Source organism: Paraburkholderia sp. XV (assembly GCF_020177535.1).
Lineage (GTDB): Bacteria > Pseudomonadota > Gammaproteobacteria > Burkholderiales > Burkholderiaceae > Paraburkholderia > Paraburkholderia caribensis.
The window spans coordinates 84,300-97,555 of record NZ_JAGUUD010000005.1 but is presented as its reverse complement, the minus strand read 5'-3'; the positions used below and the strand labels follow the sequence as shown (position 1 = coordinate 97,555).

The window sequence follows — 13,256 nt, the reverse complement described above, 5'->3', positions numbered from 1 at the left end:
GCGACAGCTGCCCCCGCTGCTCCGCCTGACCGACCGAACTCATGAAACAACTGCGCATCCTGACGGGTATTCATGCTGGCGCGACCGCACCGCTCGGCCCGGGTCGTTACCGGATCGACGCGGATGACGACGCCGACATTCGCATCACCGACTGGACGGGCTCATCCGCGGTCGTCGAGGTCGGCGACAGCGACGTCGTGACCGTGCGGCGGCTCGCCGCGCAAGCGCCTCACGTCGACGCAAGCGATGAAGCAGGCACGCAAGGCCCGGAGGCCGAACGCGTGGAGGACACTGCACCCGTCTTCATGCTCGACTTTCTGCCGATGCAGTTCGACCAGAGCGTGATCTGCATCGGGCCTGACGATGTCGAATGGCCCAGCGATCTCGCGCTGCTGTCGACGTTGCTCAAGCCCGGCCAGCCCGAGGACGACCGGCACGGCCAGCAACGCTCGCGGCGCCGCACCTTCGTCGCGCTCGGCGCTGCATGTGTAGCGCTGGCTGTGATCGCGAGTATCGGTGCACTGACGATGACGACGCGCGCGAAGGCGTCGATGCTGCCCAACGACGTCGCCGCGATGGAAAACGTCAACCGCGAGTTCGCGGCGGCGCATCTGAACGAACTGCGCGCGTCGCTGGATGGTCACGGCGGCGTGCTCGTGCGCGGCCTCGTCGCGAACGAATCCGAGAACCTTGCGGCGCGGCGCCTGCTTGCCGCGATCACGTCGCCGCGCGTGCAGGCGCAGTACGGCATTGCCGAAGTGATCCGGCGCAGTATCGGCGAGAGCTTGCCCGTGTCGGGCATCAGCGTGCATTACGACGGCGGCGGCGTGTTCGCGATTGCGGGCAAGGATGTCGACATGGACGCGTTGCAGCAAGGCGTCAAGCGTATCCGTCCCGATCTGCCGGGCAACGTGAAGGAGATCCGCATCGACGCAACAGGCGCCGATCAGGCAGACGCACCAGCGGGCGCGAGCTATATCGCGATCGTGTCGTCGGATACGGTGCGCTACGCGCAAACGCCCGACGGCGTGAAGCACATCTTCATCCTCGACAACGACGCCAGCGCCAGCGCGCCCGCTGCGGCCAGCGACGCGGCAGCGCCCGCAGCCGCCGACACCCCGCAACCCGCAAGCGATGCCGCGCCGTCGGTTTCGAAAGCCGCAAACGACCCGCCCTCGCCGCTTGCCTCCCAGCTCGCCGGGCCCGCCGCCGCGCGGCATGTGCTCGACCCACCCCAGACGTCCGTCGCGCAGACGGCCGACACGTTACGGAGATGACCATGTACGAAGCCATTGAACGCCACGCCCAACACTTCATGGCGTTGCAGAACGTCGTGACGGCCGCCGACGCCGATACGCGCGTCGCAGAACTGCGCGAGGCGCTCGAAGAGAGCGCCGAGCAGCTCAACCACGCGGCAGACGGCACGGCCGCCGACCGCGACGCGCGCGCCCGCATCTATCGCGGCCTCGTCGCTGCGAGCCGCATCGTCGGGCAGTTGCGCGAGGACGCGTTGCGCGGCTGATCCGTCAAACGTCATTGATTCGCTTTTTTAACCACCGGTTGGACATACCGTCTGCCGGAACTTTCCAGGAGAGCCACCATGCCCGGTATTGCAACGGCAGCAACATCCGCACTGAGCACCGTCACGAACGGCATCAATTCGAGCAGCGCGACGCAAAGCGCGGAAAACACCATCAACAGCAACGCTCAGCAGCAGCTCGAAATCGCACAGGCGCAATCGAATGCGAGCCTGCTGCAGGCGCTCGGCGAAGCGATGAAGTCGGGTGCGTCGAGCATCCAGAAGGCCGCGCAGGCATCGTAATGCACGCTGGCTGGCCGCTCGCGCAGCGGTCAGCCGCTGTGTGCCCTGCAGGATTCTCTTTTGTTTGAGCGGGTATTCGCACCGTGAGTGAAGATCGTTACGCAGAACTCGTCGCATCGCTGTGCGAGGCGGTCGGCTTGCCCGACGTCGAGCACGTGTTGCAGACACATTCGATCGAAGTGGGCGGGCTCGATGTGCGGCTCGACTGCTTCGACGAAGATCCGGACGCGATCTACCTGGGCTTCGACTTCGGCGCGGTGACGGCGGGACGCATCACGACCGTCTACCGGCTCATGCTCGAAGCGAATCTGCTGGTGTATGCGCAGGACCAGGCGCAGCTCGGGCTCGATTCGGACTACGGCAACGTCGTCTTGCTGGTGCGCGTGCCGTTCGCCGATGCGCCAACGGGCGAAATGCTCGCCGATCTCCTCGCCCACTATTCGGAGCATGGCGCGTACTGGAAGCAGAGCATTCTCGAAGCCAGCGACGAGCGTTTCGAGGCAGTCGTATCGGGCAACTTCTCGTGGATCAGGGCATGACTTCTTCGCGAAAAACAGCATCACGCTAGAATGTCTTTCGACAAGGCCTGGAGATGGACACCCAATGGATTTACGCACCGACCTGAATTTCTTCAACCTGCTCGCGGGCAGCTACGAGCGCTTGCTGGGCACCCAACTCGTACCGAAGCATGAGCGCCCCGAAGATGCCGCCGCGTGGCTGTATCACGACGCGCCCTTCGGGCTGCTCGCGCACAATACGGCTGAAGACCCTGTGTTCGTCTACGGAAACCGCCGCGTTCAGACGCTCTTCGGTTACGACTGGGATGAAATCACAGCCCTGCCGTCACGCCTTTCCGCCGAAGCGCCTGAACGCAGCGAACGCCAGGCGTTTCTCGATCAGGTCACGCGCGAAGGCTTCGTCACCGGCTATCGCGGCGTGCGCATTGCGAAGACAGGCCGCCGCTTCTGGATAGAACGCGCGACCGTGTGGCAACTCATCGACGAGCACGGCACACTGCATGGCCAGGCGGCGATGATTCCGCATACCACGGCACTGCCTGAATAGACTCGCCCCCCCAAGCAAGCCCCAACTTCCCTCTTCTCTCCAACCGGGCAGTCCGCGCATCATGGCGCGCGCTGCCCGGTTTTCTCATCTGCTGCCGTCAATTTCGTGTCATCTGCGTCTTGTCGGCGGATACGCGCGCCAGTAGATTCGAGCGAGCATGCCGATGATATCGGCCGTCGTTCCGCGTCCCCGGGCGAAAGCTGGAAAACCCGGCTTTCGCCGCCCACCAGGTTAGCCATGTATCAGTACAACGAGTTTGACAAAGCTTTTCTGCTCAATCGCGCCGCGCAGTTTCGCGACCAGATCGAGCGCTGGCAGGACGGCAGGCTGAGTGAAGACGCCTTTCGTCCCCTGCGCCTGCAAAACGGCTGGTACGTGCAGCGGCACGCGCCGATGCTGCGCGTCGCCGTGCCGTATGGCGAGCTGTCGAGTGCGCAGCTTCGCGTGCTCGCGCGCGTGGCGCGTGAATACGACGCGCCGGAAGCGGATGTCTATCGGCAGGCGCTCGATGCCCAGCGCAAGCTCGGCACCGTTCGTTTGCCAACCCATCACGCGCACTTCACGACCCGCACCAACGTGCAGTTCAACTGGATTCCGCTCTCGAAGGCCGCGGATGTGATGGACCTGCTCGCGACCGTCGACATGCATGGCATCCAGACGAGCGGCAACTGCATCCGCAATATCTCCTGCGACGAGCGCGCGGGCGTCGCGCCCGACGAGATCGCGGACCCGCGCCCTTTTGCCGAAATCATGCGTCAGTGGACTACGCTGCATCCCGAGTTCGCGTTCTTGCCGCGCAAGTTCAAGATCGCGATCACAGGTGCAAGCGACGACCGCGCGGCGACCGACTGGCACGATGTCGGCCTGCGGCTGCGCTATGACGAGAACAGCGAACTGGGCTTTCGCGTGATGGTTGGCGGCGGCATGGGACGCACGCCCGTGATCGGCACGGTGCTGCGCGAGTTCTTGCCGTGGCAGCACATCATGAACTACATCGAGGCCGTGGTCCGCGTGTACAACCAGTACGGGCGGCGCGACAACAAGTACAAGGCGCGTATCAAGATACTCGTGAAGGCGGAAGGCCAGAAGTTCATCGACGAAGTCGAAGAAGAGTTTCGCCAGATCGTCGATCACGACGGCGGACCGCATACCATTCCGCGCGCGGAACTCGAACGCGTCAGCGCGTATTTCGTGCAACCGTCCACGGGCACTGCCGGCAAGCCGGCCGACCCTGCCGCGCGCAAGGCGATTCACGATGCGCGCGCCAGCATTCCGCAATTTTCGCGCTGGCTGGAGCGCAACGTCGCGCAACACCGCAATCCGTCGCTGCGCATCGTCACGTTGTCGTTCAAGCGCCTGTTGCAGGCACCCGGCGACGCATCCGCCGATCAGCTCGATCAGGTCGCCGATCTGGTCGACCGCTTCTCGGCCGGCGAAGCGCGTGTCACGCACACGCAGAACATCGTGCTGCCCTGGGTACACGAAAACGATCTGCTCGCGTTGTGGGAAGCGGCGCGCAGCGTGGGACTCGCGAGCGCCAATGTGCATCTGCTGACGGATATGATCGCCTGTCCCGGCGGCGACTTCTGCGCGCTGGCGAATGCGTGCTCGCTGCCTGTCGCCGAGGCCATCACCGAACGCTATCAGGACATGGACGAGCTGGAAGATATCGGCGAAGTCGATCTGCACATCAGCGGCTGCATCAATTCCTGCGGGCATCATCACAGCGGACATATCGGCATTCTCGGCGTCGACAAGGACGGTGCCGAGTGGTATCAGGTCACGCTTGGCGGCTCCGATGGATCGCATGCAAGCGGCCCTGCGCAACCGGGCAAGGTGATCGGTCCGTCGTTCTCCGCGCACGAAGTGCCCGATGTGATCGAAGCCGTGCTGCGGGCGTATGTCGAACAGAGATCGGAGTCGGGGCCGCGCCGCGAGAGCTTCATCGAAACGGTGCGGCGTATCGGGCTCGATCCGTTCAAGACGGCCGCCAATGCCGCCCGCACGCCGATGGAGGTTTCCGCATGACACCGCGTATCCGTATTCTTGCTGCGGCCGACCATCTCGCCGATACCGTCACCCATGTCGTCGCGCTCGATAACGACGCCGATCCGTTTGCCCATAGCGAGGCGATCGCTCAAGCGGACCGTATCGAGCTGCATTTTCCGAGTTTCACCGATGGCCGCGCGTTCAGCCAGGCGTATCTGATCCGTCGCCGGCTCGGCTTCAGCGGAGATCTGCGCGCAACGGGCGACGTGCTCGCGGACCAATTGATCCAGATGGAACGCACGGGGTTTTCGAGCGCCGTGCTGGCAGACGGTGTCGATCCCGCCGATGCGCGGCGGCAACTCGACCGGTTCGCCGCTTTCTATCAGGGTGATGTGGCGCGCGATGCGCCATTCAGACAGAACAGCAGGTGAATCAAGAGATCAGCGCGGGTCCGGCAGGCTGACCCCGCTGTTCCGTCGGCGCGTTACGGCGCCGAATCGTGGCACTTTCTCATGCGCCTGGGCGTCGCCCGGCCGCACCGGCGTCCCTTCGGGACCCGACACCGCACCGTCAAGGCGGGTATCGCACGATTGTCCGACTGTTGGCACGCCGCGCTATCGCGTTGACGTATCCATCGGACATTGCACACCCCTTCCTGAATAGTTGAACCTCCATTCCAGGCACCTGGCGCAGACCGTCAGCGACTGTCCCGTCCAGTCGTGGGTCCGTACGGTTTGTGCAATTTTGGAGAAAATTGTTTCCAACTGAAATGATCTTTCCATTTAAATGCTAATCTGAAATTCAATCGGTTAGCGATACGAAATATAAATTATTCAAGTTTATTTTTCATTTTTCCAGATTAATTTCGTCGCGCTTCAGATCACTACTTTTCCACACGAAAAAAACAATCATGAATACCTCGAAAGTCAAACATCCTCTCGATCAGAAAAAGGTCGTAGTGATTGGCGGCGGCGTCATCGGCGCGTCGTGGGCCGCGCTCTTTCTCGCGAACGGCATGCGCGTGGTCATCAACGATCCGCAGCCTGGCATCGAATCGAAGGTGTGCGATTACGTGGCACAGGCCATGCCGGCTCTGCAGGCGCTCGGCTACGACATGAGCGCCGCACTTCAGCAACTCTCGTTCGAGTCCGATCTTGCCAACGCCGTTGCCGACGCGGATTTCGTTCAGGAGAACGGCCCGGAACGCGCCGACTTCAAGACCGCTCTCTGGGCAACCATCGAACGGTCCGCGCCTGCGCATTGCCTGTTCTTTTCGTCCAGTTCGGGCATTCCCGCTTCGATTCAAGCCAGCCAGATGCAATCGCCCGGCCGTCTCATCATCGGGCATCCGTTCAATCCGCCGCATCTGCTGCCGCTCGTCGAGGTGGTGCCGAATCCGCAGACAGCCCGCGCACTGATCGACGCTTCGCTCGACTTCTATCGCGCGCTCGGCAAGTGTCCGCTGGAAATTCGCAAGGAAATCGACGGATTCGTCGCAAATCGCCTGCAATCGGCGATTTTCCGCGAATGCGTCTATCTGGTGAACCAAGGCGTGATCACGGCCGCCGACCTCGACAGCGTCGTGACCCAGTCGCTCGGCATCCGCTGGGCCACCAACGGACCCTTCCTGTCGTTTCATCTGGGCGGCGGCGATGGCGGCTTTTCGCATTTCGTCGACCATCTCGCGCCCGGCATGGAAACGCGCTGGCGCGAACAGCTTGCATCGACCGTGCATTTCGACGAAGCCACGAAGAAACTGCTCGTCGAGCAAATCGAAAGCGGCTATGGCGACCGCACGATTGCACAACTGGCCGAAGCACGCGACGAACGGGAAATCACCATCATCAATAGCGCGCGCAAAGCTGCCCAATAACGCCACGCCATGCAACTCATGAACGCAGAGACATCCGCCATGCAAACGCTGGTCGCGTTGTGCATCAGCCCGCCATCGATCATCTCGCTCGACTGCGAAGGAAACCACGCCCGCGTGCTGCTCGCCGATCTGGGCGGCACGCCCGACGGCATTCAGGTCGACACGGCGCAGGGCCTCGTGTACTGGACCAACATGGGCGCCGATTTTCACGAGGACGACGGCACGGTCGAAGTCGCACGCATGGACGGCAGCGAACGGCGCCTGCTGGTCGGCAATGGCGCGATCAGAACGCCCAAGCAACTGTATCTCGACCGCACGGCTGCGCAACTGTACTGGTGCGACCGCGAAGGGGCCGCGATCTGGCGCAGCGGCACGGATGGCGGCGCGCTGACGCAACTCGTCGACCGCTCGGTACAGGCGGGCGGCAAGGACGAGGTGCTGAACCAGTGCGTCGGCATCGCCGTCGATCACAAGCGCGATGCCTTCCTGTGGACGCAGAAAGGCCCCGCGAAAGGCGGCAAGGGCCGCATCTTCCGCGCACCGCTGCAGATGGGCGCAGGCGAGACGGCCGCCACGCGCACCGATATCGAACTGCTGCTCGACGACCTGCCCGAGCCGATCGACCTCGAAATCGATGCGGCCGCCGACACGCTCTACTGGACCGATCGCGGCGCCGCACCCGACGGCAATTCACTGAACCGCGCGAAGCTCACGGCAACGGGCCTCGTGAACTACGAGGTGATCTGCACCGGTTTCGCCGAAGCCATCGGCCTTGCGCTCGACGTACCGAATCACCGCGCCTTCGTGGCCGATCTCGACGGCAACATCGTCGCGGTGGATCTCCGCACGGGCGACAAGAAAACCCTGCTCACGCACGGCCGGATCACGGGCATCGCGCTTTATTGATCGCGCTTATTGACCACGACCCGCGACGCAACCTTCGCCTCCACCATTCAATCGCTATGCAAGCAGACAACTATCAGCTTGAGGCAAAAATCCGCGAGCACCTCGCCAACCGCACCGTCAGCGACGAGTTCGACATTCTCGGCGAAACGGAAGCGGTCCTGAACTCGATCGGCGCGTCCTTGAACGAGTTCGGCGGCGAACTCAGCTTTTACGGCAAGGACCCGATCATTCCGAGCGTATTACGCTTCGGCACCTTCTCCGCCATCGGGCTTGCCGTGAAAGCCGCGCAGATCGCATCGATCTGGCGCATGAAAACAGGGCAAAGTCAGAACATTCACGTCGACGTGCGTAAGGCGCTGCGCCGCTTCGCCACCTTTCACGAAGGCACGCTCGAACTCGTGAACGGGCTGCCCGGCAACATGGGCTCGGACGAAAATACGGGCGTCACCGCCAATTTCCATCAATGCAAGGATGGACGTTGGGTCTTCTTTATCTGCAACTATCCAAAGATGCGCAATACCGCGCTGCAACTGCTGCAGTGCCCGCCCGGTCATGATTCGGTGGCGAAGGCGGTCGCGCAGTGGAATGCGGCGGAACTGGAAGAAGCCGGCGGCAAGGCCGGCATTCCGCTCTACATGGTGCGCTCGCCGCAGGAATTTCTCGATCTAGACGTGTTCCAGAGCGTGCTCAAGCGCCAGCCGCTGATCTCCATCGAGAAGGTGGCCGACAGCGATCCCATTCCGTTCCAGCAAGGCGGCGACGTGCTCGGCGGCATTCGCGCGCTCGGTCTCGGACATGTCATCGCCGGTGCGGGCCTCGGCCGCGCGCTGGCGCTGCACGGCGCGGACGTGCTGAACATCTGGCGCAAGTCGGACTATGAACACAGCCTGTTCCACTATACGTCGAACGTCGGCTTGCGCTCGTCGCGGCTCGATCTCGACGATGCAACGGCCCGCCAGACCTTCGACCGGTTGCTGGAAGGTGCCGACATCTTCTTCTCGAATCGCCGCTCGGGCTTTCTCGATCGCTACGGCCTGTCGCCGGACGCGTTGTGCAAGCAACATCCCGGGTTGATCAGCGCGACCGTGTATTTCACCGGCCGCGAGGGCGCATGGTCGGAGCGCGTCGGGTTCGATGTATCGACGGGGGCATATGCCGGGCCGTACTGGCTGGAAAGCCTCGGCGGCACGGACACGCCGACGTCCACGCCTCACACCACACCGCAGATTTCCATCATCAGCGACTATGTGGTCGCGTGGCTCGGCACGGCCGGCGTGCTCCAGGCGTTGAAGCGCCGCGCCGTGGAAGGCGGCAGCTACACGGTATCGGTGTCGCTTTCGCGGGCCGTCGCGTGGCTCATGTCGATGGGCATCTTCGATCAGAAATTCGCGCGGACAATGGCGGGATCGAATGACGAACACGCCTACGTCGATCCCGATCCGCTGCTGGCAGAGACGCCCATGGGGTTTTACAAGGGCGTCGCGGAGCAGGTGACCATGTCGCGCACGCCTGGGCACTACCGATATCCGCTGTTGCCGCTTGGCGCCTGCGCGCCGGAGTGGCTGCCGCGATAAGTTGAAGCAGGGAGAATGCGCCCGATAACACCGGGCGCAAACCACCTGTCAATCGCGCGCCAACGCGCGCTCGATCGAAATCTGCGTCGGCATCATATTCACATTCGCGTTGTGGATGACCCACAGCGAACCCGCGACGATGATCGCGATCAGCAGTGCCGTGCAGACGAAAATCCCCGTATTCGAACGCTGATCCGCAGACGAGCCCAGATGCAGGAAGTACCGCAGTTGCACCACGAGTTGCACGACGCACAGCACGACCACAGCTGTCAGGCCCATCGAGCGCGGCACGACATGCGTCATCACCACGCCGAACGACGCGAACGTCAACACCAGCGACAGCAGCATGCCCACCACGTAGCTCTTCACGCTGCCGTGCGACGCATCATGAACGTGATCATGCGTCAGATTCGCTCCAGAAGTTTTGCTCATAGAAATTCACGCAGATAGACAAGACTGAACACACAGATCCAGACGAGATCGAGGAAGTGCCAGAAAAGACTCAGGCACGCTATGCGCCGCTGGGTCACGGGCGTCAGGCCGAAGCGGCTGATCTGATGCATCATCACGACGATCCACAGCAGCCCCGTCGTCACGTGCAAGCCGTGCGTGCCGACGAGCGTGAAATAGCCCGACAGGAACGCGCTGGTCGAGGGGCCCGCGCCGTCATGGATCAGGTGGGCGAACTCGTAGATTTCCATGCCGATGAAGGCCGCGCCCAGCACGAACGTCGCGGCCAGCCAGCCGATCACCTTGCCGCGCTGGTTCGCATGCACGCTCAGCATGCCCATGCCGAACGTGAAGCTGCTGGCGAGCAGCAGCAACGTTTCGCCCAGCACATACGGCAGCTCGAATAACTGCTTGCCCGTCGGCCCGCCCGCCGTTGCATTGGCAAGCACGCCGAAGGTCGCGAACAGCGTCGCGAAGATCAGGCAGTCGCTCATCAGGTAAATCCAGAACCCGAGCGTGGTGCGGGTTCCGCTGTCGTGGTCGTGGCCGTGCGCGTCGTGATGCTCGCTGGCCTGGTAGGTCGATACGCTTGTCATGGTCAGGCCATCTCCGCAATTTCTTCGTCACGCGCGCCTTCGATCGTCCTGTAGCGCGCGTTCTCGATCCGCTCCACTTCGGCAGCAGGCACGTAATAGTCGACATCCTGATCGTAAGAGCGCGCGATAAACGTCGCGATCATGCCGATCAGCCCGACGATCGCGAACACCCACATGTGCCACACCATCGCGAAGCCGAACAGCAGGCTGAACGCGGAGATGATGAAGCCCGCCGCCGTGTTGCGCGGCATATGAATGTCTTCGTACTTCGCGGGCCTTGCACGCGTGCGCCCGGACTGCTTGTCGTCCCAATGCTGCTCGAGCGACGTGATGACGGGAACATGCGCGAAGTTGTAGAACGGCGCAGGCGAAGCCGTCGACCATTCGAGGCTGCGCGCATCCCACGGATCGCCCGTCAGATCGCGATACTGCTCGCGCTTGCGAATGCTCACCGCGAACTGGATCAGCAACGCGAGTATGCCCATGCCGACGATCACGGCACCCACCAGCGCAACGATCAGCCACGGATGCCACTCGGCCACCGAGTAGTGATTCATCCGGCGCGTCATGCCCTGGAAGCCGAGGATATACAGCGGCGTGAACGCGAGCCAGTACCCGACCAGCCAGCACCAGAACGCGACCTTGCCCCAGAACTCGTCGAGCGTGAAGCCGAACACTTTCGGGAACCAGTAGCTGATGCCCGCCAGACAGCCGAACACCACGCCGCCGATAATCACGTTGTGAAAGTGTGCGACGAGAAACAGGCTGTTGTGCAGCACGAAGTCCGCGCCCGGCACGGCGAGCAGCACGCCCGTCATGCCGCCGACGGCGAACGTCACCATGAAGCCGATCGTCCAGAGCGTGGACGTGTGGTAGCGGATGCGGCCGCGATACATCGTGAAGAGCCAGTTGAACAGCTTCACGCCCGTCGGCACCGAAATGATCGACGTCATGATGCCGAAAAACGCGTTGACGTTGGCGCCCGAACCCATCGTGAAGAAGTGATGCAGCCACACGAAGAACGACAGCACGCCAATCGACGCCGTCGCATACACCATCGACTTGTAGCCGAACAGCGGCTTGCCGGAGAACGTGGCGATGATTTCGGAGAATGCGCCGAACGCGGGCAGAATCAGGATGTACACCTCGGGGTGGCCCCACACCCAGATCAGGTTGATGTACATCATCGCGTTGCCGCCCAGCTCGTTCGTGAAGAAATGCATCTCGAGGTAGCGGTCCATCGTCAGCAGCGCGAGCGTGCCCGTCAGCACGGGGAACACCGCGACGATCAGGATGTTCGTGATCAGCGCCGTCCAGCAGAACACGGGCATCTTCATCAGGTTCAGACCCGGCGCGCGCATGCGCAGAATCGTCACGATGAAGTTGATGCCGCTCAGCGTCGTGCCTAATCCGGACACCTGCAGCGACCATATGTAATAGTCGACGCCCGTGGTTGGACTGTAGCCCAGCTCGGACAACGGCGGGTAAGCGACCCAGCCCGTCGCCGCGAAGTCGCCGACGAACATCGAGATCATCACCAGCACCGCGCCGACAGCCGACAGCCAGAAGCCCAGCGAATTGACGAACGGATACGCGACGTCGCGCGCGCCGATCTGCAACGGCACGACGACGTTCATCAGGCCGAGAATCAGCGGCGTCGCCACGAAAAAGATCATGATCACGCCGTGCGCGGTGAAGATCTGGTCGTAGTGATGCGGCGGCAGATAGCCCGCCGCGTCACCGAAGGCGACGGCCTGCTGCGCGCGCATCATGATCGCGTCGGCAAAACCGCGCAGCAGCATGACGAGCGCGAGAATGATGTACATCACGCCGATCCGCTTGTGATCGACGGAGGTAATCCATTCTTTCCACAGATACGACCACTTGCCGATATACGTGATCGCGCCGAGCAACGCGAGGCCACCCAGTATGACGACGCCGAGCGTGCCCATGATGATGGGCTCGTGATACGGAATCGCATCGAGCGTAAGTTTTCCAAACATATCCACTACTCCGATACCAAAGCTGCGTGTGAAGGCAAGCGGGCCGGCTTGACATACATGTCAGCGTTGGCCGTCGTACAGATCGGGCGGCCGGCCGCGTCACGCATGTACTGATAGACGATGCCGTCGAACAGTCCCGGCGCCACGTTGCTGTACAGCGTCACGGGGTTCTTTCTGCTCGGTTGCTGCAAGCTGTCGTAGGCCGTCACGTCGAGCGTTTGCGGCGACGCCTTTGCGCGCGCGACCCATGCATCGAAGTCGCCGCGGCTCGTGACGACCGTATCGAAGTTCATGTCCGAGAAGCCCGGCCCGCTGAACGCCGACGATCGGCCCGCGTACGTGCCCGCGCTGTTCGCGATCAGATGCAGCTGTGTCTGCATGCCGGACATCGCGTAGACCTGGCTGCCCAGTTGCGGGATGAAGAATGAATTCATCAGCGACTCCGCCGTCAGCCGGAAATCGACGGGCGTATTCACCGGCAGCGCAAGCTGGTTGACGGAGGCCACGCCGTAATCCGGGTAGATGAACAGCCACTTCCAGTTCAGCGCGACCACTTCGACGCGAACGGGCTTCACGTCCGATTCGATCGGCTTGTATGGATCGAGGCTATGCGTTGTCTTCCAGATCAGCACCGCAAGCGTCGCAACGATAATGCACGGAATGGTCCACACGACGACTTCGATGGCGGTCGAATGTGCCCACGTCGGCGCGTACTTCGCCTTCGTGTTCGATGCCCGGTAGCGCCATGCGAAGTACAGCGTGAGCGCGATCACGGGAATCACGACCAGCAGCATCAGCCCGAGCGCGATCAGGATCAGGTTTTTCTCCTGCTCGCCGATGTCGCCTTTTGGATTGAAAAGCACCATGCTGCAGCCGCCGAGCAGGCTCAGCGCGCCCGTTGCGGCGACGCGGCCTGCGCGTGCGAGTTGTCTGCGAATGGGATGGGAGCGGGGTCGTGGTCCCGCTGCTTGGGGAGAA

14 protein-coding genes are annotated in these 13,256 nt (G+C 62.5%); 10 read left to right on the top strand and 4 right to left on the bottom strand.

The annotated features are described in order from the left end of the window. The first annotated feature begins 41 nt into the window (after positions 1-41). The 10 genes from KFO72_RS04460 (at position 42) to KFO72_RS04415 (ending at position 9,229) form a co-directional block, all read left to right on the top strand. Positions 42-1,277, top strand: a complete 1,236-nt coding sequence (locus KFO72_RS04460) for a type III secretion protein (protein WP_225031487.1) — start codon at positions 42-44, stop codon at positions 1,275-1,277. A 2-nt stretch (positions 1,278-1,279) separates the two neighbouring features. After that, complete coding sequence (locus KFO72_RS04455) at positions 1,280-1,522, top strand: hypothetical protein (RefSeq protein WP_054932300.1); 243 nt, start codon at positions 1,280-1,282, stop codon at positions 1,520-1,522. A 78-nt stretch (positions 1,523-1,600) separates the two neighbouring features. Next, positions 1,601-1,822, top strand: a complete 222-nt coding sequence (locus tag KFO72_RS04450; RefSeq protein WP_007579464.1) for a hypothetical protein — start codon at positions 1,601-1,603, stop codon at positions 1,820-1,822. Between the two features lie 83 nt (positions 1,823-1,905). Beyond that, positions 1,906-2,361 carry a CesT family type III secretion system chaperone gene (locus KFO72_RS04445; protein WP_054932302.1) on the top strand — a complete coding sequence of 152 codons (456 nt, stop codon included), beginning with the start codon at positions 1,906-1,908 and terminating at the stop codon, positions 2,359-2,361. Positions 2,362-2,425: 64 nt separating this feature from the next. Next, positions 2,426-2,887 carry an MEKHLA domain-containing protein gene (locus tag KFO72_RS04440; protein ID WP_062918129.1) on the top strand — a complete coding sequence of 154 codons (462 nt, stop codon included), beginning with the start codon at positions 2,426-2,428 and terminating at the stop codon, positions 2,885-2,887. A 237-nt stretch (positions 2,888-3,124) separates the two neighbouring features. Further along, on the top strand, positions 3,125-4,915 hold the full coding sequence (locus KFO72_RS04435; protein ID WP_225031486.1) for a nitrite/sulfite reductase: 1,791 nt from the start codon (positions 3,125-3,127) through the stop codon (positions 4,913-4,915). Continuing rightward, complete coding sequence (locus tag KFO72_RS04430; RefSeq protein WP_225031485.1) at positions 4,912-5,307, top strand: DUF934 domain-containing protein; 396 nt, start codon at positions 4,912-4,914, stop codon at positions 5,305-5,307. Before KFO72_RS04435 ends, KFO72_RS04430 begins: the two co-directional genes overlap by 4 nt. Positions 5,308-5,786: 479 nt before the next feature. Continuing rightward, entirely contained in the window at positions 5,787-6,749 is a 963-nt protein-coding gene (locus KFO72_RS04425; protein WP_225031484.1) for a 3-hydroxyacyl-CoA dehydrogenase NAD-binding domain-containing protein, read from the top strand. Positions 6,750-6,758: 9 nt separating this feature from the next. Then, positions 6,759-7,655 (top strand): hypothetical protein, encoded by an 897-nt coding sequence (locus tag KFO72_RS04420; RefSeq protein ID WP_225031483.1) that lies wholly within the window; start codon positions 6,759-6,761, stop codon positions 7,653-7,655. Positions 7,656-7,711: 56 nt separating this feature from the next. Further along, positions 7,712-9,229, top strand: a complete 1,518-nt coding sequence (locus KFO72_RS04415; protein ID WP_224099372.1) for a CoA transferase — start codon at positions 7,712-7,714, stop codon at positions 9,227-9,229. A gap of 48 nt (positions 9,230-9,277) precedes the next feature. Here the strand turns inward: KFO72_RS04415 and cyoD are convergent, their stop codons facing one another. The 4 genes from cyoD to cyoA are packed head-to-tail and all read right to left on the bottom strand — an operon-like array spanning position 9,278 to position 13,144. After that, entirely contained in the window at positions 9,278-9,661 is a 384-nt protein-coding gene (gene cyoD / locus KFO72_RS04410) for a cytochrome o ubiquinol oxidase subunit IV (RefSeq protein ID WP_054932309.1), read from the bottom strand. Then, positions 9,658-10,275 (bottom strand): cytochrome o ubiquinol oxidase subunit III, encoded by a 618-nt coding sequence (gene cyoC / locus KFO72_RS04405; RefSeq protein ID WP_176053651.1) that lies wholly within the window; start codon positions 10,273-10,275, stop codon positions 9,658-9,660. Before cyoC ends, cyoD begins: the two co-directional genes overlap by 4 nt. A gap of 2 nt (positions 10,276-10,277) precedes the next feature. Then, entirely contained in the window at positions 10,278-12,278 is a 2,001-nt protein-coding gene (gene cyoB / locus KFO72_RS04400) for a cytochrome o ubiquinol oxidase subunit I (RefSeq protein ID WP_225031482.1), read from the bottom strand. A gap of 5 nt (positions 12,279-12,283) precedes the next feature. Continuing rightward, positions 12,284-13,144 (bottom strand): ubiquinol oxidase subunit II, encoded by an 861-nt coding sequence (cyoA, locus tag KFO72_RS04395; protein ID WP_060610446.1) that lies wholly within the window; start codon positions 13,142-13,144, stop codon positions 12,284-12,286. Positions 13,145-13,256: the final 112 nt, after the last annotated feature.